23 protein-coding genes, 1 pseudogene and 1 riboswitch are annotated in these 21,341 nt (G+C 73.4%); of the genes and pseudogenes, 11 read left to right on the forward strand and 13 right to left on the reverse strand.

The window, feature by feature from the left end:
* Window positions 1-13: 13 nt before the first annotated feature.
* On the reverse strand, window positions 14-742 hold the full coding sequence (locus RH94_RS34960; RefSeq protein ID WP_073952326.1) for a VIT1/CCC1 transporter family protein: 729 nt from the start codon (window positions 740-742) through the stop codon (window positions 14-16).
* A 148-nt stretch (window positions 743-890) separates the two neighbouring features.
* On the opposite strand from RH94_RS34960, the gene RH94_RS34965 reads away from it, so the two are divergent.
* The 5 genes from RH94_RS34965 to RH94_RS34985 all read left to right on the forward strand — a co-directional run bounded on the left by RH94_RS34965 (window position 891) and on the right by RH94_RS34985 (window position 5,677).
* Window positions 891-1,877 (forward strand): DEDDh family exonuclease, encoded by a 987-nt coding sequence (locus RH94_RS34965; protein ID WP_073952327.1) that lies wholly within the window; start codon window positions 891-893, stop codon window positions 1,875-1,877.
* A gap of 78 nt (window positions 1,878-1,955) precedes the next feature.
* Entirely contained in the window at window positions 1,956-2,189 is a 234-nt protein-coding gene (locus tag RH94_RS34970; RefSeq protein WP_073952624.1) for a hypothetical protein, read from the forward strand.
* Between the two features lie 58 nt (window positions 2,190-2,247).
* On the forward strand, window positions 2,248-3,039 hold the full coding sequence (locus RH94_RS34975; protein WP_073952328.1) for an SURF1 family cytochrome oxidase biogenesis protein: 792 nt from the start codon (window positions 2,248-2,250) through the stop codon (window positions 3,037-3,039).
* 77 nt (window positions 3,040-3,116) lie between these two features.
* Window positions 3,117-4,916, forward strand: coding sequence for a glycoside hydrolase family 15 protein (locus RH94_RS34980; RefSeq protein ID WP_073952329.1), 1,800 nt, complete (start codon window positions 3,117-3,119; stop codon window positions 4,914-4,916).
* Between the two features lie 5 nt (window positions 4,917-4,921).
* Complete coding sequence (locus RH94_RS34985) at window positions 4,922-5,677, forward strand: SDR family oxidoreductase (protein ID WP_073952330.1); 756 nt, start codon at window positions 4,922-4,924, stop codon at window positions 5,675-5,677.
* Window positions 5,678-5,717: 40 nt separating this feature from the next.
* Here RH94_RS34985 and amaP read toward each other — a convergent pair whose 3' ends face one another.
* The 8 genes from amaP to RH94_RS35025 all read right to left on the reverse strand — a co-directional run bounded on the left by amaP (window position 5,718) and on the right by RH94_RS35025 (window position 11,225).
* Window positions 5,718-6,305, reverse strand: coding sequence for an alkaline shock response membrane anchor protein AmaP (amaP, locus tag RH94_RS34990; RefSeq protein ID WP_079189308.1), 588 nt, complete (start codon window positions 6,303-6,305; stop codon window positions 5,718-5,720).
* Complete coding sequence (locus RH94_RS34995; protein ID WP_073952332.1) at window positions 6,302-6,973, reverse strand: DUF6286 domain-containing protein; 672 nt, start codon at window positions 6,971-6,973, stop codon at window positions 6,302-6,304. The genes amaP and RH94_RS34995 overlap by 4 nt, the downstream gene beginning before the upstream one ends.
* Complete coding sequence (locus tag RH94_RS35000; protein ID WP_073952333.1) at window positions 6,970-7,308, reverse strand: Asp23/Gls24 family envelope stress response protein; 339 nt, start codon at window positions 7,306-7,308, stop codon at window positions 6,970-6,972. The genes RH94_RS34995 and RH94_RS35000 overlap by 4 nt, the downstream gene beginning before the upstream one ends.
* 6 nt (window positions 7,309-7,314) lie before the next feature.
* Complete coding sequence (locus RH94_RS35005; RefSeq protein WP_073952334.1) at window positions 7,315-7,500, reverse strand: hypothetical protein; 186 nt, start codon at window positions 7,498-7,500, stop codon at window positions 7,315-7,317.
* A 61-nt stretch (window positions 7,501-7,561) separates the two neighbouring features.
* Window positions 7,562-8,053: an Asp23/Gls24 family envelope stress response protein gene (locus tag RH94_RS35010; RefSeq protein ID WP_073952335.1), complete on the reverse strand. Its 492-nt coding sequence runs from the start codon at window positions 8,051-8,053 to the stop codon at window positions 7,562-7,564.
* A 79-nt stretch (window positions 8,054-8,132) separates the two neighbouring features.
* Window positions 8,133-8,936 carry an enoyl-CoA hydratase/isomerase family protein gene (locus tag RH94_RS35015; RefSeq protein ID WP_073952336.1) on the reverse strand — a complete coding sequence of 268 codons (804 nt, stop codon included), beginning with the start codon at window positions 8,934-8,936 and terminating at the stop codon, window positions 8,133-8,135.
* Window positions 8,937-9,069: 133 nt separating this feature from the next.
* Window positions 9,070-9,291 (reverse strand): helix-turn-helix domain-containing protein, encoded by a 222-nt coding sequence (locus RH94_RS35020; RefSeq protein ID WP_229885776.1) that lies wholly within the window; start codon window positions 9,289-9,291, stop codon window positions 9,070-9,072.
* Between the two features lie 335 nt (window positions 9,292-9,626).
* Window positions 9,627-11,225, reverse strand: a complete 1,599-nt coding sequence (locus RH94_RS35025) for an ABC-F family ATP-binding cassette domain-containing protein (RefSeq protein WP_073952337.1) — start codon at window positions 11,223-11,225, stop codon at window positions 9,627-9,629.
* Between the two features lie 213 nt (window positions 11,226-11,438).
* On the opposite strand from RH94_RS35025, the gene RH94_RS35030 reads away from it, so the two are divergent.
* Window positions 11,439-11,855 (forward strand): VOC family protein, encoded by a 417-nt coding sequence (locus tag RH94_RS35030; RefSeq protein ID WP_073952338.1) that lies wholly within the window; start codon window positions 11,439-11,441, stop codon window positions 11,853-11,855.
* Between the two features lie 46 nt (window positions 11,856-11,901).
* On the opposite strand, the gene RH94_RS35035 is transcribed toward RH94_RS35030, so the two are convergent.
* The 3 genes from RH94_RS35035 to RH94_RS35045 all read right to left on the reverse strand — a co-directional run bounded on the left by RH94_RS35035 (window position 11,902) and on the right by RH94_RS35045 (window position 15,532).
* Window positions 11,902-13,350, reverse strand: coding sequence for a hypothetical protein (locus RH94_RS35035; protein ID WP_199881127.1), 1,449 nt, complete (start codon window positions 13,348-13,350; stop codon window positions 11,902-11,904).
* Window positions 13,351-13,576: 226 nt separating this feature from the next.
* Window positions 13,577-14,707 carry an alpha/beta hydrolase gene (locus tag RH94_RS35040; protein ID WP_073952340.1) on the reverse strand — a complete coding sequence of 377 codons (1,131 nt, stop codon included), beginning with the start codon at window positions 14,705-14,707 and terminating at the stop codon, window positions 13,577-13,579.
* Window positions 14,708-14,824: 117 nt separating this feature from the next.
* Window positions 14,825-15,532, reverse strand: coding sequence for a class II aldolase/adducin family protein (locus tag RH94_RS35045; RefSeq protein WP_073952341.1), 708 nt, complete (start codon window positions 15,530-15,532; stop codon window positions 14,825-14,827).
* Between the two features lie 154 nt (window positions 15,533-15,686).
* On the opposite strand from RH94_RS35045, the gene RH94_RS35050 reads away from it, so the two are divergent.
* Complete coding sequence (locus RH94_RS35050) at window positions 15,687-16,961, forward strand: inorganic phosphate transporter (RefSeq protein WP_073952342.1); 1,275 nt, start codon at window positions 15,687-15,689, stop codon at window positions 16,959-16,961.
* Between the two features lie 32 nt (window positions 16,962-16,993).
* Window positions 16,994-17,218: a hypothetical protein gene (locus tag RH94_RS35055; protein WP_073952343.1), complete on the forward strand. Its 225-nt coding sequence runs from the start codon at window positions 16,994-16,996 to the stop codon at window positions 17,216-17,218.
* A gap of 11 nt (window positions 17,219-17,229) precedes the next feature.
* On the opposite strand, the pseudogene RH94_RS46875 reads toward RH94_RS35055, so the two are convergent.
* Window positions 17,230-17,343 (reverse strand): annotated as a pseudogene (locus RH94_RS46875) (hypothetical protein); the annotation flags it as partial.
* Window positions 17,344-17,456: 113 nt separating this feature from the next.
* Window positions 17,457-17,530, forward strand: a riboswitch (cobalamin riboswitch).
* Window positions 17,531-17,650: 120 nt separating this feature from the next.
* Between RH94_RS46875 and RH94_RS35060 the strand changes: the two are divergent.
* From RH94_RS35060 to RH94_RS45620, 3 genes are all read left to right on the forward strand, one after another.
* On the forward strand, window positions 17,651-18,604 hold the full coding sequence (locus tag RH94_RS35060) for a cobalamin biosynthesis protein (RefSeq protein ID WP_073952344.1): 954 nt from the start codon (window positions 17,651-17,653) through the stop codon (window positions 18,602-18,604).
* A complete protein-coding gene (locus RH94_RS35065) occupies window positions 18,601-20,148 on the forward strand; it encodes a cobyric acid synthase (protein WP_073952345.1) in 1,548 nt (515 codons plus the stop codon). The genes RH94_RS35060 and RH94_RS35065 overlap by 4 nt, the downstream gene beginning before the upstream one ends.
* Window positions 20,145-21,339 (forward strand): cobaltochelatase subunit CobN (locus RH94_RS45620; RefSeq protein WP_234426263.1); only part of this gene is annotated, 1,195 nt, incomplete at its 3' end. The genes RH94_RS35065 and RH94_RS45620, both read left to right, overlap by 4 nt.
* Window positions 21,340-21,341: the final 2 nt, after the last annotated feature.

The raw sequence follows: 21,341 nt of genomic DNA on the forward strand, positions 1-21,341 counted from the left end.
GGGCGGGGTGCCGTCACACGCCCGCCGCCCCCAGCAAGGACCCCGCCGCGTAGGTCACCGCCATGGCCAGCGCCCCGCCGCCCGCGTTCCGCAGCACCGCACGGCCGGGCCTGGCCGCGCCCAGCCGTGCGCTGCTCCAGCCGGTGAGGACGAGGGCGGCCAGGACGGACAGCACGGTGACGCCCAGCCGCCACCCCGGCGGCGGCAGCACGATCGCCAGCAGGGGCAGCAGCGCGCCGACCGTGAACGCCAGGAAACTCGCCCAGGCCGCGTGCCAGGGATTGGTCAGTTCGTCGGGGTCGATGCCGAGCTCCACGCGCGCGTGGGCCCGCAGCGCGTCCCGCGCGGTGAGCTGCTCCGCCGCCTCCCGGGCCACGTCGCGCGACAGGCCCCGCTCCTGAAGCATGTCGGTCAGCTCCCGCAGCTCCGCCTCGGGCTGCTCGCGCAGCTCCCGCCTCTCCAGGGCCAGCGCGGCCATCTCCGAGTCCCGCTGGGTCGACACCGACACGTACTCCCCCGCCGCCATCGACATCGACCCCGCGAGCAGCCCGGCCAGCCCGGCCGTCAGCAGCGCCGAACGGGAGTCCGTCGCGCCGGCCACACCGACGACGAGTCCCGCGGTGGACACGATGCCGTCGTTCGCCCCGAGGACGGCGGCCCGCAGCCAGTTGAGCCGCGCCCCGAGCGCACCCCCGTGCGCCTCGTCGTGCGTTGGTTCCGTCGGTTCCGTCGGTTCCGTCACAGAACGGAGAATCGCACAGTTCGCCCGTCGCGCAGACCTCTGACCGGCGGTCAGCCGCCGTACCGGCCCCGCGGACCACCCTTCGCCGGACCGGTGCGGGACCACCGGGGGGCGAGGCTGTCAGTCGGGGACCGTATCCTCAGGGACCATGCTCGAAGACCGCACGCTCGCAGGGTTTTCCGCCACGCCGTGGCCGGCCGCGTATCCGAAGGGGTACGCGGTCGTCGACGTGGAGACGACCGGCCTGGCGCGGGACGACAGGATCGTCTCCGCGGCGGTCTACCGGCTGGACGCGCGCGGTGAGGTCGAGGACCACTGGTACACGCTGGTCAACCCCGAGCGGGATCCGGGGCCGGTGTGGATCCACGGGCTGACGAGCGAGACCCTGGAGGGCGCGCCGCTGTTCGCGGACATCGCGGAGGAGTTCGGGTCGTGGCTGGCCGACCGTGTGCTCGTCGCGCACAACGCGGTCTTCGACTGGCAGATGATCGCGCGGGAGTACGCGCGCGCGGAGCGTGAGGCGCCGGTGCGGCAGCGGCTGTGCACGATCGCGCTCGCCAAGGAGCTGGGCCTGCCGCTGCCCAACCACAAGCTGGAGTCGCTGGCGGCGCACTTCGGTGTCATACAGCGGCGGGCGCACCACGCGCTGGACGACGCGCGCGTGCTGGCGGAGGCGTTCCGGCCGAGTCTGCGGGCCGCGGCCGCGGGCGGGGTGCGGCTGCCGCTGCTGGAGTGCCGGCCGCTGACGGAGTGGTCGGACCGGCCGGCGCCCCGGCAGTCGTCGGGCGGCTACGGCGGCTACCGGCAGAGCAGCTGGCGCCCGTCCCGCAAGAGGCCCGCGTGCCCCCACCCCAACCCGGGCCGCTACGAAGCGGGCAAGCGCCTCAAGCAGGGCATGCGGGTGGCCTTCTCCGGGGACACCTCCACCGAACGCGAGCTGCTGGAGGACCGGGCCGTGGAGGCCGGGCTGCACGTGGCCACCAGCCTGTCCCGGCTGACCAGCCTGCTGGTGACCAACGACCCGGACTCGGGCACGTCGAAGGCGGTCAAGGCGCGGCAGTACGGCACTCCGGTGGTGGACGAGGCGGCGTTCGGGCAGCTGCTCGGGGACGTGGAGCCGGCGGACGGCCGTTGACGGGCGTCCGGGTGATTGCCGGACGACTCGCCCGCCGCCCGCTCGCCCGTGCGGCGGCCACGGCTCACCCTGTGGCGCATGGCGAGATGCGAAGTGTGCGGCAATGACTACGGAATGACCTTCGAGGTGCACGCCCAGGGCGCGGTGCACGTCTTCGACTGCTTCGCCTGCGCGATCCACCGCATGGCACCCATCTGCGAGCACTGTCGCGTGCAGATCATCGGGCAGGGTGTCGAGGTCGAGGGCCACTGGTACTGCGGCGCCCACTGCGCCCGCGCGGAGGGGAGGGTCGGAATCGTCGACCACGTGTGAGGACACCCGGGACACCCCTGCCGAAAACACCCCGCGGCCCGGGAGGTACCGTCGTGGGGTGTACCGCTTCCTGTGGACCCGCCAGTGGGTGATCCTCACCATCGTCGCGATCGCACTGATCCCGGCGATGATACGGCTGGGTTTCTGGCAGCTGCACCGCCATGAGCACAGGGTCGCGCTGAACGAGGTGATCTCCGCCTCGCTGGCGGCCAGGCCGGTCCCGGCCGAGTCGCTGACCGCGCCCGGCGCGACGGTGAAACACGCCGACCTGTACCGCAAGGTCACCGCCAAGGGCCACTTCGACACCGCGAACGAAGAGGTCGTGCGCCGCCGCACCAACGCCGACGACAAAGTCGGTTACCACGTGCTGACACCCTTCGTCCTCGAGGACGGCAAGGTCCTCATGGTCAACCGGGGCTGGGTTCCCGCGGACGCCTCGCAGACGGCGTTCCCGAAGATCCCGGCGCCCGAGCGCGGCGAGATCACCGTCACCGGCCGGCTGATGCCCGACGAGACGACCGCGGACAGCGGTATCAAGAACGTCAAGGGCCTGCCCGAGCGCCAGGTGATGCTGATCAACAGCGTCCAGCAGGCCGAGCGGCTCGGCGAGGAGGTCCTCGGCGGCTACGTCCAGCTGACCTCCCCCGTGCCCAAGGACGGCAGCCCCGAACTGCTGCCCGAACCCGAGCACAGTGACATCGGCCCGCACCTGGCGTACGCCGTCCAGTGGTGGCTGTTCGCGGCGGGCGTCCCGGTCGGCTGGGTGGTCCTGCTGCGCCGCGAGGCCCGCGAGCGCGCTCAGGCGGCGGCGCAGGCGGGGGCGCAGGAGACGGAACCGGCGTCGGTGTAGCGAACAGGTCACGGACCGTCCCCACCGCGCGGCACGTCCCTGATTGCCGCCCGCGTCCGCCGGGAATCCGGTCATCCGTGCACCCGCGGATCGAGGACTACGCGCTCATCGGCGACGAGCAGACCGCCGCACTGGTCGGCAGGGACGGCTCCGTCGACTGGCTGTGCCTGCCCCGCTTCGACTCCGGCGCCTGCTTCGCCCGGCTGCTCGGCGACGAGGACAACGGCCACTGGCGCATCGCCCCCAAGGGCGCCCCCGGCCCCTGCGCCCGCCGCGCCTACCGCCCCGACACCCTGGTCCTCGACACCGAGTGGGACACCCCGGACGGGTCGGTACGCGTCACCGACCTGATGCCGCAGCGCGACCGCGCACCGGACCTCGTACGGATCGTGGAGGGCCTGAGCGGCCGGGTGACCGTGCGCAGTACGCTCCGGCTGCGCTTCGACTACGGATCGATCGTCCCCTGGATGCGCCGATCGGACGGCCACCGGGTGGCCGTCGCCGGCCCGGACTCGGCGTGGCTGCGCAGCGAGCCGGCGGTCCGCACCTGGGGCGAGCACTTCGGCACGCACTCCGAGTTCACGATCGCCGCCGGCGAGAAGGTGGCGTTCGTCCTGACCTGGCACCCGTCGCACGACCCGCGCCCGCCGCTGATCGACCCGTACGAGGCGCTGGAGCACAGCGTCGAGGACTGGAGGGCCTGGGCGGCGCGCTGCCGCTACGACGGACCGCACCGGGACGCCGTCGTCCGCTCCCTGATCACCCTCAAGGCGCTCACCTACGCCCCCACCGGCGGCATCGTCGCCGCCCCCACCACCTCCCTGCCCGAGGAACCGGGCGGCGTACGCAACTGGGACTACCGCTACTGCTGGCTGCGCGACTCCACCCTCACCCTGGGCGCCCTGCTGTCGGCGGGCTACCAGGAGGAGGCCGAGGCGTGGCGGAACTGGCTGCTGCGCGCGGTCGCCGGCAACCCGGCCGACCTGCAGATCATGTACGGCCTGGCGGGCGAGCGGCGGCTGCCCGAGTACGAGCTGCCGTGGCTGTCCGGCTTCGCCGGCTCCGCGCCCGTACGCGTCGGCAACGACGCCGTCAGACAGCTCCAGCTCGACGTGTACGGCGAGGTCATGGACTCGCTGTCGCTGGCCCGGCGCTCAGGACTGTCCACCAAACCGCACATGTGGTCGATGCAGTGCGCGCTGCTGACCTTTCTGCGCGGGGCCTGGCGGCAGCCCGACGAGGGGTTGTGGGAGGTGCGCGGCGGCCGGCGCCACTTCGTGCACTCCAAGGTGATGGTGTGGGTGGCCGCCGACCGCGCGGTGCGCACGCTGGAGGAGAACCCGTCGCTGCGCGGGGACATGGACGGCTGGCGGGCACTGCGCGAGGAGGTGCACCGCGAGGTGTGCGAGAAGGGCTACGACGCCGAGCGGAACACCTTCACCCAGTCCTACGGCTCCCGCGAACTGGACGCCGCCCTGCTGCTCATCCCCCGGGTGGGCTTCCTGCCGCCCGGCGACCCGCGCGTGGTCGGCACCGTGGACGCGGTCCGCGCGGAACTCGGCGAGGGCGGCTTCGTACGCCGCTACAGCACCGACACGACCGGCGTCGACGGGCTGCCCGGCGGCGAGGGCACCTTCCTGGTCTGCTCGTTCTGGCTCGCCGACGCGCTGCACATGACCGGCCGTACGAAGGAGGCCCGGGAACTGTTCGAACGGCTGGTCGGCCTCGCCAACGACGTGGGGCTGCTCGCGGAGGAGTACCAGGTGGGCCGCGACGGGACGCCCGGACGGCAGCTCGGCAACTTCCCGCAGGCGTTCAGCCACATCGGCCTGGTGAACACAGCCCTCGCCCTGTACGGGGAGGAACGGGCAGGATAGATGTCATGGATCTTGGACTGAAGGACCGGGTGTACGTCGTCACCGGCTCGACCCGCGGACTGGGCAACGCCGCCGCGCGCGAGCTCGTCGCGGACGGCGCGAAGGTGGTCGTCACCGGACGGGACGGGAAGCGGGCCGCCGAGGCGGCGGCCGAGCTGGGCCCGAACGCGGTCGGGGTGACCGTGGACAACGCGGACCCCGAGGCCCCCGCGCGGCTGATCGCGGCGGCGCGGGAGCACTTCGGCGGCTTCCACGGCATCCTCGTCAGCGTCGGCGGGCCGCCGCCCGGCTTCGTCGCCGACAACACCGACGAGCAGTGGCAGGCCGCGTTCGAGTCGGTGTTCCTGGGCGCGGTGCGGCTCGCCCGCGCGGCGGCGGCCGAACTGGAGCCGGGCGGGGTCATCGGGTTCGTGCTGTCCTCGTCGGTGCACGAGCCGATTCCCGGGCTGACCATCTCCAACGGGCTGCGGCCCGGGCTCGCCGGGTTCGCCAAGTCCCTCGCGGACGAGTTGGGGCCGCGGGGGATCCGGGTGGTGGGACTGCTGCCGGGGCGCATCGACACGGATCGCGTGCGCGAGCTCGATGCGTTGTCCGCGGATCCTGAGGCGACGCGGGCGGCGAGTGAGTCGCGTGTGCCGTTGCGGCGGTACGGGACGCCGGCCGAGTTCGGCCGGGCGGCCGCGTTTCTGCTGTCGCCCGCGGCGTCCTATCTCACGGGTGTGATGCTGCCGGTCGACGGCGGGGCCCGGCACGGTTTCTAGCGCCTGGCCGACCGACACGGCCCCGCGCCCCTCGGGTGGGTCAGCTCACCCGTTCCGCGCGGTGCTTGACGCTGCTCAGTCTCACCTCTGCCGGGAGGCTCTCCAGGTTGGCCGAGTCCCTGGCTCGAGCAAGGGACCGAGTCGTGAGGTCGGTCAGGGTCGTTCCCGGGTCCACGTGGGGTTCCAGGAGGAGCTGGACGTGGGTCGCGGGGGTGGCGCGGCGGCCGGTGAGGTGGACGTGGGCGCGGGACACGCCGTCCAGTTGCTCGGCCTCCGCCGCCAGCACGTCCGCCAGGGCGCGGCCCCGCAGCAGGGCGGTCTCGCCGTCGCCGGTGTCGACCAGCACCTCGGCGAGCCGGCGGCGGCGCAGTACGGCGATCAGCCACCACAGGGCCAGCAGGAACAGGACGGCCAGGCCGCCGAGGACGGCGGGCCACCACCAGCCGGTCTCGCGCCACCGGGTCCGCTCGGCGGTGCTCAGCAGTACGTCGTGCGGGCCCCGGTGGATCCACCAGGAGGGCGGCCGCAGGCCCAGCCCGAGGGCGAGCACCGATCCGCCGACGACCAGCAGCACCAGCCCGACGAGCCCGGTCAGCACCCGGTTGACGATCCTGAGCACAGGTCTCACCCCTTCCGTCCTGGCCGGGTGACGCGCACCGACAGGGCGGGCGGCCGGGTCAGTCCGAGTCCGGCGACCGCGTCGGCGAGCACGGTGTCCAGGTCGGCTCGGACCTCCTCCAGCTCCCGGAAGTGCGAGACCGCGCGTACGTCGGCCCGGCGGCGGCGCAGCCGTACGCGGACCGACCGCACTCCGGAGATCTCCATGGCCCGGTCGCGCAGCACGAGCGCGGCGGCGTTGCGGTGCAGCCCCGCCCGTACCTCGGGGTGGGTGCGCCGCATCGGCAGCAGGCGGCGCAGGCCGGGGGTGACGGCCAGCACGATCAGCCACAGGCCGAGAAGAGCGGCGACGCCCGCGCCGACGCGTACCCAGGCGTCGTCCAGGGGGCGCCCGGCCAGCTGCCGGGCCAGTTCGCGGCGCCAGGTCAGGGCGGAGCGGTGGGCGCGTACGGCCGCGATGTCGTACAGGAACACGCCCGTGAGGATCAGGAGCAGCAGGGCGACGATGCCGGCGGGCACCCGGCGGGCCGACCAGAAGCGGCCGCCGCGGCCGTCCGCGCCGTCCTGGACGGGCGGGGGTTCGTGGGTGTCGGGGGCTTCGGGCCGCCCGAGGGTGTCGTCCTTCTCGATGACCGGTAGGGGCTGCGTGGTGCTCTGAGAGCCCGGGGTCTCGCTCATGACGTCCTCCCCCGTGCCGCGCCGTGCGCGGGTGCCAGGTGCAGCCGTTCCACCCGGACGGCGACCTCCGGCACCCGCATTCCCACCAATGCGCCTACCCGCTCGGTCACTTGACGGCGCACCGCGCGGCAGCACGCGCCGATGTCCCGCGGGTAGGGGAGGTCGAGGAGGATCCGGACGCGGGCCACGTCGTGGTGCACGACCACCGTGGCGTGCGGTGGCGCGGCGTCCGGCGGCAGCGGGCCGAGCGCCTCGCGGGCCGCCTGTGCGGCGATCTTGGCGACGACGCGGTCGGCGATCGCCGTGGCGCCGCGCTCACCGGGCTCGGGGTTCACCGCGGGTCACCGCCGGCGGTGGTCACGGGGGCGGAAGAAGTCGCCGGGTTCCAGGTCCCCCTCCAGGAACCGGCCGACGACGAAGCCGACGGCGCCCAGGGCCGCCACCAGCAGGAAGGCGCCGAATCCGCCGAAGTAACCGGCGAAGCCCAGCGCCATGCCGGCGATCATGCCGACCACGGCCATGCTCATCCTGCGCTCCTCACCTGCTAGGCCGGTGCTGTGGTTCGATGGTGCCGCGGTCGCCTGCGTGTCACTGGATGCGCGGCTCCGGTTCCTCCTCCTCTTCCTCCGGCAGCTTCACGTCGCTGACGGCGATGTTGACCTCGACGACCTCGAGACCGGTCATCCGCTCCACCGCGTCGATCACGTTCTCCCTGACCGCCCGCGCCACGTCGATGATCGACACGCCGTAGTCGACGACGATCTCCAGGTCGAGCGCGGTCTGCACCTCGCCGACCTCGGCCTTCACCCCCCGGGTCACGGACTTCGTGCCGCCCGGGACCCGGTCCCGCACCGCCCCGAAGGTCCGGGAGATCCCGCTGCCCATGGCGTTCACACCGACCACGTCGCGTGCGGCCATTCCGGCGATCTTCTCCACGACGCCGTCGGCGATGGTGGTCCGGCCCCGGGTACCGGGGTCTCCCAGACCGCGCCGGGTCGCCTGTGTCCTGCGTGTCGCGGAGGTCTCCGGGACCTCCCGTTCAGCTTCGGGGGTCTTCGTCCGGTCCTGTTCCGTGGTCATCGCCGTACGTCCCTTCGGTCGTCGTCCCCGAACCACGGTAGGCGGACCGGCGCGATCGCGCGCCCGAAGCGGACCGGGTTCACTCCCCTGTGCCGGCCAGGTCCCGCAGACGCCGGCCCTGGGCCTCGCGTTCGGCGGCGCGCTGCCGCTCGTACGTCCGCTCCTGGGCGCCGCGCAGCAGGGCCTTGGTCTCGACGACGGCGTCACGGGGCGCCGCCAGGAGTGCGGAGGTCAGGTCCCGTACGGTCGCGGCGAGCTGGTCGAGGGGCACGGCGAGGTTCGCCAGGCCGGTCTGCACCGCCTCCTCGGCACCCACGTACCGGCCGGTGACGCAGATCTCCAGCGCGCGGGCGTAGCCGACCAGCCCCACCAGCGGATGGGTGCCGGTGAGGTCGGGGACCAGTCCGAGGCTGGTCTCGCGCATGGCGAACTGCACGTCGTCCGCGACGACGCGCAGGTCACAGGCCAGCGCCAGCTGGAAGCCGGCCCCGATGGCGTGCCCCTGGACGGCGGCGACGGACAGGATGTCGTTGCGCCGCCACCAGGTGAACGCCTCCTGGTACTCGGCGATGGTCGCGTCCAGCTCGGCGTCACCGCCGCGCGCGAGGTCGACGAACGACGGCTCGCCGTCGAAGCCCTCGGGCGCGAACGCCTGCCGGTCGAGCCCCGCGGAGAAGGACTTGCCCTCACCGCGCAGCAGCACGACACGGACGGAGCCCGGCAGCAGCCGCCCGGCCTCGGTGAGCGCCCGCCACAGGGCGGGGCTCTGCGCGTTGCGCTTGGCCGGGTTGGTCAGCGTCACCGTGGCGACCGCGTCGTCGACGGTGAGCCGCACGCCGTCCTTGTCGAGTACCGGATCGAGGTTGTGCTCGGGCGAAGCCATGGTGCGCCTCCGATGGGTGCGGTCAGCGTGGATGCCCTGCGGGCATCGTAAGTGACTGCACAGTAACCACCCGGCCGGCCGGTGGACCGACCGGGTGGTCGCCATCGAAAGCCGATGGGCCGCCCGTGGCCGGTCAGGCCGATGGGGTCTTTTTGCCCCGTGTCGCCCCGCCACGCCCGCGGAGCGTGACGCCCGACTCGCTGAGCATCCGGTGGACGAAGCCATACGAGCGGCCGGTTTCCTCGGCCAACGCCCGAATGCTCGCACCGGCGTCGTACTTTTTCTTCAGGTCTGCCGCGAGCTTGTCGCGCGCGGCGCCGGTCACCCGGCTGCCCTTCTTCAGAGTCTCGGCCACCCGTGCCTCCTCATGGGAAGTGCGCTCTGGTCCCCTCATGATCACCCCTCCGGGCCCTGATGGCCACCCATTCGGCAAGGTCCGTGAGACAGGCTTGTGACGACAGGAGCGCGTCCCCACAAGCGGAATCCACTATTCCGCGCGACGGCGTCCGTGCCGCCGAACGGGTTCTTCCGCGAAACGCCTGGTCAGCGACGCAGAACGGCCGAGCCCTTGGTACATAAGGGCTCGGCCGTGAAATCGATGGAGGACACACCTCGGTATGAGGAGATCTCACACAGATGATGGATCACCGCTAGGCCGAATGATCCATACGCCGTTGATCAACTGTTCGATCAAGCGAGGGCGACGAGGTCCGCGTAGTCGGCGCCCCACAGGTCCTCGACACCGTCGGGCAGCAGGATGATCCGCTCCGGCTGCAGCGCCTCGACGGCGCCCTCGTCGTGGGTGACGAGGACGACGGCGCCCTTGTAGGTGCGCAGCGCGCCGAGGATCTCCTCGCGGCTGGCCGGGTCGAGGTTGTTGGTGGGCTCGTCGAGCAGCAGGACGTTGGCGGAGGAGACGACCAGGGTCGCGAGCGCCAGGCGGGTCTTCTCGCCGCCGGAGAGCACCCCGGCCGGCTTGTCGACGTCGTCGCCCGAGAACAGGAAGGAGCCCAGCACCTTGCGGACCTCGACGAGGTCCATGTCGGGGGCGGCCGAGCGCATGTTCTCCAGGACCGTGCGGTCGGGGTCCAGGGTCTCGTGCTCCTGCGCGTAGTAGCCCAGCTTGAGGCCGTGACCGGGGACGACCGCGCCGGTGTCCGGCTGCTCCACGCCGCCCAGCAGCCGCAGCAGGGTGGTCTTGCCGGCGCCGTTGAGGCCGAGGATGACGACCCGGGAGCCCTTGTCGATGGCCAGGTCGACGTCGGTGAAGATCTCCAGCGAGCCGTACGACTTCGACAGGCCCTCGGCCATCAGCGGGGTCTTCCCGCAGGGCGCGGGCTCGGGGAAGCGCAGCTTGGCGACCTTGTCCTGCTGACGGACCTCGTCCAGGCCGGACAGCAGCTTCTCGGCGCGGCGGGCCATGTTCTGCGCGGCGACCGTCTTGGTGGCCTTGGCGCGCATCTTGTCCGCCTGCGCGTTGAGTGCCGCGGCCTTCTTCTCGGCGTTGGCCCGCTCGCGCTTGCGGCGCTTCTCGTCGGCCTCGCGCTGCTGCTGGTAGAGCTTCCAGCCCATGTTGTAGACGTCGATCTGGGCGCGGTTGGCGTCCAGGTAGAACACCTTGTTGACGACCGTCTCGACCAGGTCGACGTCGTGCGAGATCACGACGAAGCCGCCGCGGTAGGTCTTCAGGTAGTCGCGCAGCCAGACGATCGAGTCGGCGTCGAGGTGGTTGGTCGGCTCGTCGAGCAGCAGGGTGTCCGCGTCGGAGAACAGGATGCGGGCCAGCTCGATCCGGCGGCGCTGACCGCCGGAGAGGGTGTGCAGGGGCTGGCCGAGCACCCGGTCGGGCAGGTTGAGCGCGGCGGCGATGGTGGCGGCCTCGGCCTCGGCGGCGTAACCGCCCTTGGTGAGGAACTCGGTCTCCTGGCGCTCGTACTGCCTGAGCGCCTTCTCGCGGGTGGCTCCCTGGCCGCTCGCGATGCGCTGCTCGTTCTCGCGCATCTTGCGGATCAGCACGTCCAGGCCGCGGGCGGAGAGGACGCGGTCGCGGGCGAGCACGTCGAGGTCGCCGGTGCGCGGGTCCTGCGGGAGGTAACCGACCTCACCGGAACGGGTGACGGTGCCGCCGGCGGGGATGCCCTCGCCGGCCAGGACCTTGGTGAGGGTGGTCTTGCCGGCGCCGTTGCGGCCGACCAGGCCGATGCGGTCGCCCTTGGCGATGCGGAAGGTGGCGGATTCGATGAGGACGCGGGCACCGGCGCGCAGCTCGATACCGGAAGCGGAGATCACGGACAGACTCCTGGGCGGACGGGGGCGGGATGGGCGGCTGAGGACGTTCCCGCCGTCTAATGCGCGAGGAGAATGGCCATGGGGGAAAGTCTAACGGGGGTGTGCAAGCGGTTTTCCCGTGTGTGCGCGGCGGGGCGTTGTCAGTGGCGGGTGCCACACTGAGCCGCGAACCGGATTTTCCGGCGAGAACCGACGCACAAGGGAGTGATCGGCATGGCGGACACGGCCGGCGGACGACGCCCGAGCATGTACCCGACACTGCTGTACGCGGACGCGAGGGCGGCCGTCAAACAGCTGACGGAGGCGTTCGGCTTCACGGAGCTCTCGGTGTACGAGGGCGAGGACGGCCTCGTACACCACGCCGAGCTGGTGCAGGGCAACGGTGCGGTGATGCTGGGCTCGAAGGGCCGCGGCGGCCGCTTCGACGAGGCGATGCGCGACGCGGGCCCGGCGGGGGTGTACGTGGTGGTGGACGACGTGGACGCCCACCACCGGCGCGCGGTGGACCACGGCGCGGAGATCCTGATGCCCCCGACGGACCAGGACTACGGCTCCCGGGACTACATGGCCCGGGACGTCGAGGGCAACGTCTGGAGCTTCGGCACGTACGCCCCCCGTATCGAGGGATGACCCCGCTGCCCCGGCTGACCTGGCTGCCCTGGCTGAACTGGCTGCCCTAGCTGCCGCCGGTGTGCACCTGGAAGGCGGCCCGGCGGACGGCCTTGGCCAGGGCCGGGTCGGGGTGGGCGGCGGCGAGGGCGACCAGTACCTGCACGGTGCGGGGGTGGCCGACGGCGCGCACCTCGTCCAGGAGCGCCGGGACGGTGGGCTGCACCGCGGCCTCCAGGTGGCGTACGAGCATGGGGGCCTCGCCGTGGTCGGCGACGGCGGCGGCGGTGTCCACCCACAGCCACGTGGCCTCCTCGCGGGTGAGGACCCCGTAGGCGTCCTCCGCGTCGGCGCCGTCGTGCTCGGCGAGCCACAGCAGGGCGTACGGTCTGAGCGCCGGCTCGTCGAGCACGGACCGTACATCGGGTTCGGCGGGCGCGCCGACGACCCGCAGCGCCTCGAAGGCGAGGCCGCGCAGCAGGGCGTCCTCGCCGCGGGCGGCACCGAGCAGTCCGGCGACGGCACTGCCGACGGGCCTGGCGGCCAGCCAGGCCCGGTACTCGGCCCGGGCCGCGTTCGGCCGCAGCTGCGCGCAGCCGCGGAGCATGTCCTCCGCCGACTGCTCGATGTTCCCCGCGGGGCTCTGGGCGGCGACACAGATCTGCTCCAGCTTGACCCAGACCGCCCAGCTGCCGAGCGGCGTGAGCGTGGCCTGCCCGTCGCCGTAGGTGAGCGCGCCGACGGAGGCGAGCGCCCGCAGCGCCCAGTCGAGCAGGGGCGCGAGCACGGCGCCGTCGGCCGGCTCGGCGACGGGCGGGGGGTCGGAAGCCGCCGGGCCCACGGGCTCGCCGGCCTCGGTGGCCGGGGCGGGCTGCGGGTCGTAGGGGATCTCGCAGCGTTCGGTGCGCAGTTCGGTGACGCGCTGCTGGAGGAGGTCGAGGAGCTGGTCGACGGGGACGGGGCCGGCGGAGAGCTGGAGGAAGGAGAGCACCTGCGGCATGGCCGAGACGACCTCGGCGACGGCGGCGGGCTCGTGGCCCCCGGGCTCCGGGCAGGCGAGCGACCAGGCGTCGAAGAGGGCGACCCAGCCGCGCAGGACGGCGCTGTCGTCGCGGTTCCAGGCGCGCAGCCGCCAGCCGGGGCGGGCGCTGTCGCCGTGCACCTCGATCAGGCCGGCGAGACGGGCGGTGTCCCAGTCGGCGCGGACCTGGTCGGCGGTCAGGCCCAGGGCGTCGGCCGCGCGTTCGGCGGACGCGTCGGAGAGGGCGGCCGTGCCCTCTCCGGTCGCCCCGGCGCGGCCGGGACCGAGGGCGGCGTCGGCCCAGCGGGCCACGCGGGCCGCCCCGGCCAGCCGGGAGCGCGCCATTCCGGCCAGCTCCGCGGGGGCCGGAGTGCCCTCCGGGGGGCGCGGCGCGGCGCGGCGCGGGTGCCGCTGGTTCACGGCTCGGGGGGCGGCGGCCAGGGGCCGTGGGCGGACGAGTCGAAGCCTGGAGTCGCGCGGGATACGGGACGTCACGGGTGCAGTCTTCCTGGTGACGGTCCGAAAACCCAAACGGAATGCCACGCCGGGCGACGGAGAGGGCCGGGGCAGGGGCCGGGAGGAGGGCGGCACGACGCCGTCAGGCCAGGGCCGAGGCCGTCGGCGGCCGGGGCACCGGCCGAAACGGAACCCGGTCGGCCCGGCCCACCCGCCCGCGGGCCCCGGCCTTCGCCCCGGCCTTCGCCCCGGCCCTCGCCCCCGCTCACATCAGCGGCGTCAGGAAGCGCCGCAGCGCCTCCTCGTACCCCTCCGGGTCGGCGTTCCACATCGCGCCGTGCGGAGCGCTCCGCACCGTGTGCAGGGCGACCAGATTGGGACGGCGGTCGGCGAGGCGGCGGGAGAGCTGCCAGGGTGCCACCTGGTCGCCGGGGCCGTGGAAGATCAGCGTCGGCACCGTGAGTCCCTCGGGGCCGGTCGCCTCGGCGAGCCGGTCGCCGTACAGGCCGGCGCGCCCCTGCGCGGCGTGCACCGCGAGCGGCAGCAGCGGCCCCGGGGTGTGCCGGGCCCGGGCCAGGGCCCGCACCGTGGCCTCCCAGCTGAGCACCGGGGAGTCCAGCACCAGCCCGGAGACGCGCTCGCGCAGCTCCGAGTGGCGGGCGGCCCACAGGGCCATCGTGGCGCCGGTGGACCAGCCGAGCAGGACGACCCGCTCGGCCCCGTGCCGCACCGCGTGGCGGATCGCCGCGTCCAGGTCGTGCCACTCGGTCTCGCCGAGGTGGTTGAGTCCGTCCGGGGAGCGGGGCGCGCCGGCGTCGCCGCGGTAGGCGAGGGCCAGCACCGGGAAGTGCCGGTCGTGCAGGAACTCCATGATGTTCATGGCCAGTTCGCGGGTGGTGCCCAGACCGTGCACCGCGATCACCCAGGTCTCGCGCACTCCGGGCACGAACCAGGCGGGCAGGGCGCCGAGTTCGCCCAGGATTTCCACGTCGTCGTGGTTCAGGCCGAGCGCGGAGCGGGGGTTGCCGACGTGCAGGTTGGGGGTGAGCCACACCTTGTCGCGGGGGTGCAGGGAGCCGTGGGTGACGCGTTCCAGGCGGCGTACCACGGTGTCGGGGCCGTGCGGGGCGCCGGGCAGGACGGGGCCGGCCACCGCGTGGGAGCCGTTGCCGGCCAGGCCGTAGGTGCCGGGGCGCAGGGAGGCCAGGTCCCGGGTGAGGGTGATCTGGCCCGCGGCCGTGCCGTGGACGGTCAGCCGCGGTTCGGTGGGCAGCGGCCGGCCCGGGGGCGCCTTGAGCGCGGCGTCGCTGGCGAGCCGGCCCGCGGCGACGCTCGTCGCGCCGGCCGCCGCCAGGACTGCGGTGACGGCCGCGGCCGTCGCTGTGACTGTGCGCACGGGACCAGTGTCGTGGCGTATCCGGCCAGGGGCCAGTGGGAGGAAGGGTCGGGGTGACATGACCCTGCGAGTTCCACCGAAGGGCGGCGTTCATCCCCGCGCCGCCCGTACGGGCCGCTACCGTCCCGGCTGCCCGTACCCCCGCAGCCGCTCCCCCGCCCGCGCCAGTTGCTCCGGTGTCAGCAGGGACGGTGTCAGGCCGGGCATGGACGACGCCGTCAGCCAGAGGCGGCACATCCACTCCAGCTGGGCGGTGCGGTCGTAGGCCTGGTCGAGGGTGGTGCCGTAGGTGACCGTGCCGTGGTTGCGCAGCAGGCAGCCGGTGCGTCCGGCGAGCGCGCGCAGCATGTTCCGGGCCAGCTCCTCGGTGCCGTACGTCGCGTACGGGGCGACCCGGACGGGTCCGCCGAGCGCGCCGGTCATGTAGTGGATCGGCGGCAGCTCGGCGACGAGCGTGGAGACGGCCGTGGCGTGCACGGCGTGGGTGTGGACGACGGCGCGGGCGTCGGTGGTGCGGTGGACGGCGAGGTGCATGGGCAGCTCGCTGGTCGGCACCAGTGTGCCGAGCACCTGCCGTCCCTCCAGGTCGACGCCGGTCACGTCGTCGGGGGTGAGCCGGTCGTAGGGGACACCGGACGGGGTGACCAGTACGGTGTCGCCCACGCGTACGGAGACGTTGCCGGAGGTGCCGACGACCAGCCCGTCGGACACCGTGCGGCGGGCCGTCGCGACGAGCGCCTCCCACGCGTCGGCCACCTCCGCCGCACTCCGCGCGCCCCCTGCGCGCTCCCGTACGCCTTCTCGTTCCCGCCGCTGCTCCGTCATGTCCCGATCCTGTCAGGACACGCCCCGGAAGTGACCGGTATCTCCTTGGCGGATCACAGGAACGGACACCGCGACGACCGCCCCAGTTCATCTTCTGTTCACCCGGATTACCTACGTTCAACGCGCCAATGACGCTCGAACGATTGCCAGGTAAATGGAAAGCTTCTCGCTGATCCTCGCGATTGTGGTGATCACCGCACTCGCGTTCGATTTCACGAACGGTTTCCACGACACCGCCAACGCGATGGCCACCACCATCTCCACCGGCGCACTCAAGCCCAAGGTCGCGGTGGCCATGTCCGCCGTGCTCAACCTGGTGGGCGCTTTCCTCTCCGTGGAGGTCGCCAACACGATCTCCAAAGGTCTCGTCGACGAGAGCGGCATTCGTCCCGAGGTCATCTTCGCCGCCCTGGTGGGCGCGATCCTCTGGAACCTGCTGACCTGGCTGGTCGGCCTCCCCTCCAGCTCCTCGCACGCCCTCATGGGCGGCCTGATCGGCGCCACCGTCGCCTCGGCCGGCTTCGGCGCGGTGCACGGCGGCGCCCTGATCACCAAGGTGCTCATCCCGGCGATCGCCGCCCCGCTCGTCGCGGGCATCGCCGCCCTCTTCGCGACCCGGCTGACGTACAGCCTCGGCAAGAAGTCGGACGGCAGGGCGGCCGAGAAGGGTCACCGCGTCGGCCAGATCGCCTCCGCGGGCCTGGTCTCGCTGGCCCACGGCACCAACGACGCGCAGAAGACCATGGGCATCATCACCCTCGCCCTGATCACCGGCGGCGCCCTCGCCCCCGGCTCCAACCCTCCCGTCTGGGTCATCGTCTCCGCGGGCCTCGCCATCGCGATCGGCACCTACCTCGGCGGCTGGCGCATCATCCGCACCATGGGCAAGGGCCTGACCGACCTCCAGCCGCAGCAGGGCTTCGCCGCCCAGACCAGCGCGGCCACCGCCATCCTGGCCTCCTCCCACCTCGGCTTCTCCCTCTCCACCACGCACGTCGTCTCCGGCTCGGTGATGGGTGCGGGCCTGGGCCGCAAGGGCGGTGTCGTCCGCTGGTCCACCGCGACCCGCATGTTCGTCGCCTGGGGTCTCACGCTGCCGGCCGCCGCCCTGGTCGGAGCCGGCGCGGAGGCCGTGACGCGCCTCGGCAGCTGGGGCACCGCCGCCGTCGCCGTGTTCCTGGTGGCCTCCAGCGCCGCGATCTGGAAGATCTCCCGCCGCGAGGTCGTCGACCACACCAACGTCAACGACACCCACGCGGACGGCACCCCCGCCGACGGCGCCGAGGAGCCGGCCGGCGTGATCACCCAGGCCATGGCCGCCGTCACCCCGCCCCCGGCCTCCCCGGTGGCCGGGGACCTCACGGTGACGATCCCCGCCCAGGCGTCCGCGCCCGCCCCCGCGGCGACCCCGCCGGCCGCCGCCGTCTGAGCCCGCGTCCCGGCAGAAGGAAGAGAAGCACCATGAACATCGACTGGGCGGCCCTCGGCTCCGTCTTCGGCGTCAGCCTCGGCGCCTCGGTGGGCCTCGTGGCCCTGTTCACCCTCGGCATCGCCGGCCTCTCCCGCCGCGAGCGGGCCGTCGCCCAGGGCAGCGGCGGCGGAGCGCTCGCGGTCACCGGCGCCTACGCCTGCTTCGCCGCGTGCGCCGCCGCGGTGGCGTACGGGATCTATCTGATCGTGGCCTGAGCACGGCCCGATCATGGCCTGACCATGTCCTGATCACGGCCTGAGCCGGCGGACACGAGCCGCATCGCCCGCTCTGCCCGGGACGTCTCCACGACGTCCCGGGCAGAGCGGGCGTTCTCGTGCGCCGGTCGTACGCGGTGGTGTGGGGCTCATCTCACCGCGCCTGCGCAGGTCAACGGCAAGTTGACGGGTGTTCGCGGGGCGTGGTGGACTGCCGGGGCCATGTACGGCGGCAGGAGAGGAAGCCGGTGCGAATCCGGCGCGGTCCCGCCACTGTGACCGGGGAGGAAACCCCCCGGGAGCCAGGAACTCTCGCCGCCGGTCTCGTCGAACCAGGGCGTGGACACCCTGAGTGAGGACATATCGCCATGCGCGGCTGCCGACCGAGATCCACCAGCGACACCCCGACCGCACCCGTCATCGGCTGACCCGATGGGTGCCGATCGCGTCTTCGCGTACGGCGCCACGGCCGGCCTCCTCGGTGATCTGCTCCTCGGCGACCCCCGCCGCGGGCACCCGGTCGCCGTGTTCGGACGTGCCGCGGGTGCCGTGGAACACGTGCTGTGGCGGGACCACCGCGGCTGGGGCGCCCTGCACACCGCGGTGTGCGTGGGGGGCACCGTGGCGTCGGCCGCGCTGGCCGCCTCCGCCGTACGCCGCTCCCGTACCGCCTCCGTCGCCCTGACCGCCGCCGCCACCTGGGCCGTCGTCGGCGGCACCTCGCTCGCCCGGGAGGCACGGGCGATCGGACGGGCGCTCGAGGCCGGGGACGTCGAGGGCGCCCGGGCACGGCTGCCGCACCTGTGCGGGCGCGACCCGCAGGCGCTGGACGCCGACGGGATCGCCCGGGCCGTCGTCGAGTCCGTCGCCGAGAACACCTCCGACGCGGTGGTGGGCGCGCTGGTGTGGGGCGCCGTGGGCGGCGTGCCGGGGCTCGTCGGCTTCCGCGCCGTCAACACCCTGGACGCCATGGTCGGGCACAAGTCCCCCCGCCACCGCCGCTACGGCTGGGCCTCGGCCCGCCTCGACGACCTCGCCGGATGGCCGGGGGCACGGCTCACCGCCGCCCTGGCGGCCGTGGCGGGCGGCGATCCACGCGGTGCCGTACGGGCCTGGCGCGCCGACGCCGGCAAGCACCCGAGCCCCAACGCCGGCCCGGTCGAGGCCTCGTTCGCGGGGGCGCTCGGCGTGCGGCTGGGCGGCACGCTCTCCTACGGAGGACGCGTCGAGCACCGCCCGGTGCTCAACGGATCCGGGCGCGCCGTCCGGGCGGGGGACGTCGAACGGACCGTACGCCTCTCCCGGCGCGTGAGCTGGCTCGCGCTCGGCGTGTGCGCGGGCGCACGGCTGCTGTGCGCCCACCGGACGAAGGGACGCACGTCATGAGCGGCGGACTGCTCGTCGCCGGCACCACCTCCGACGCCGGGAAGAGCGTCGTCACGGCCGGGATCTGCCGGTGGCTGGTGCGGCAGGGCGTGAAGGTCGCGCCCTTCAAGGCGCAGAACATGTCCCTCAACTCCTTCGTCACCCGCGGGGGTGCCGAGATCGGCCGGGCGCAGGCCATGCAGGCCCAGGCGTGCCGGATCGAGCCGACCGCGCTGATGAACCCGGTGCTGCTCAAGCCCGGCGGCGAGCAGAGCAGCCAGGTGGTGCTGCTGGGCAGGCCGGTCGGCGAGCTGAGCGCGCGCGGGTTCTTCGGGGGATCCGGGGGGTCGTCCCCCGGGAAAAGGCTGCACGGCGGGCGGCAGCGGAAGCTCCTCGGCACGGTGCTGGACTGCCTGGCCGAGCTGCGGGACGCGTACGACGCGGTGATCTGCGAGGGGGCGGGCAGTCCGGCGGAGATCAATCTGCGCCGGACCGACATCGTCAACATGGGGATCGCGCGGGGCGCGCGGCTGCCCGTGCTGGTCGTCGGCGACATCGACCGCGGCGGCGTCTTCGCCTCCTTCTTCGGCACGCTCGCCCTGCTGTCCCGCGAGGACCAGGAGCTGGTCGCCGGGTTCCTCGTCAACAAGTTCCGGGGCGACGTCTCGCTGCTCGAACCCGGGCTCGACATGCTGCACGGGCTCACCGGGCGACGCACGTACGGCGTACTGCCGTTCCGGCACGGGCTGGGCATCGACGAGGAGGACGGGCTGCGGGTGTCCTTGCGGGGCGCGGTGCGGGAGTCGGCCGTGGCGCCCCCGGTGGGCGAGGACGTGCTGCGGGTCGCCGTCTGCGCGGTTCCGCTGATGTCCAACTTCACCGACGTGGACGCGCTCGCCGCCGAACCGGGCGTCGTCGTACGGTTCGTGGACCGCCCGGAGGAGCTGTCCGACGCCGACCTCGTCGTCGTGCCCGGCACCCGGGGCACGGTCAGGGCGCTCCAGTGGCTCCGCGAGCGGGGGCTGGCGGAGGCGCTGCGCCGCAGGGCGGCCGAAGGGCGGCCGGTCCTCGGGATCTGCGGCGGTTTCCAGATCCTCGGCGAGCACATCGAGGACGAGGTCGAGTCGCGGGCCGGGCACGTGGACGGCCTCGGACTGCTGCCCGTACGGGTCCGGTTCGCCCGCGAGAAGACCCTCACCCGGCCGGAGGGCGAGGCCCTGGGCGAACGGGTCGAGGGCTACGAGATCCACCACGGGGTCGCCGAGGTCACCGCCGGCGAACCCTTCCTGGACGGCTGCCGGGTCGGGGCCGTCTGGGGCACGCACTGGCACGGCTCGCTGGAGTCGGACGGCTTCCGGCGTGCCTTCCTGCGCGAGGTCGCGGCCGCCGCGGGCCGCCGCTTCGTGCCGGCCGCCGACACCTCCTTCGCCGCGCTGCGCGAGGAGCAGCTCGACCGGCTCGGCGACCTGATCGAACAGCACGCGGACACGGACGCGCTGTGGCGGCTCATCGAGTCCGGCGCGCCGCGAGGACTGCCCTTCATCCCACCGGGAGCGCCCGCATGAGCACAGTGTTGTTGTTGTCGACCGCCGACACCGATCTGCTGGCCGCCCGTGCCTCGGGCGCCTCCTACCGGATCGGCAACCCGACCCGCGTGGACGTCGCCGAGGAGCTTCCCGTGCTGCTCGACGGCGCGGACGTCGCCGTCGTACGGCTGCTCGGCGGCAAGCGCGCCTGGGAGGACGGGCTCGCCGCGCTGCGGGCGTCCGGGATCCCGACCGTGCTGCTGGGCGGAGAGGCCGTGCCGGACGCGGAGTTGATGGCCGAGTCGTCGGTCCCGGCGGGTGTGGTGGCGGAGGCGCTGCGGTACCTCGTCGAGGGCGGGCCGGCGAACCTGGCCGAGCTGGCCCGGTTCCTGTCGGACACCGTGCTGCTGACCGGCGAGGGCTTCGAGGAACCGCGGAAGATGCCGGAGTACGGCGTCCACGGCGACCGCGCCCTCGCGGAAGGCCGCCCGACCGTCGGCGTGCTCTTCTACCGCGCCCACGAACTGAGCGGCAACACCGCCTTCGTGGACACCCTGTGCGACGCGATCGAGGCACACGGCGCCAACGCCCTTCCGGTGTACTGCGGTTCGCTGCGCGGCGCCGACGCGGGACTGTACGAGACCCTGGGGCGCGCCGACGCCCTGGTCGCCACCGTCCTCGCCGCCGGCGGCACGCACGCCTCGCAGGCGTCGGCGGGCGGGGACGAGGAGTCCTGGGACATCGGGGCGCTGGCCGAGCTCGACATCCCGGTGCTGCAAGGGCTCTGCCTGACCTCGTCGCGGACCGCGTGGGACGCGTCGGACGCGGCCCTGTCCCCCATGGACGCGGCGATGCAGGTCGCGATCCCGGAGTTCGACGGACGGCTGATCACGGTCCCGTTCTCCTTCAAGGAGCAGGGCCCGGACGACGTACCGGTGTACATGGCCGACCCCGAGCGGGCCGCCCGGGTGGCCGGGATCGCCGTACGGCACGCACGGCTGAAGCACAAGGCCAACGCGGAGAAGCGGATCGCGCTCGTCTTCACGGCGTACCCGACCAAGCACTCGCGGGTCGGCAACGCGGTGGGGCTCGACACCCCTGCCTCGGCGGTACGGGTACTGGACGCGCTGCGGGAGGCGGGGTACCTGGCCGAGGGGTACCCCGACAACGGCGACGAGCTGATCCACCGCCTGATCGAGGCCGGCGGCCACGACGTGGAGTGGCTGACGGNN

Source organism: Streptomyces kebangsaanensis (genome assembly GCF_001906585.1).
Taxonomy (GTDB): Bacteria; Actinomycetota; Actinomycetes; order Streptomycetales; family Streptomycetaceae; genus Streptomyces; species Streptomyces kebangsaanensis.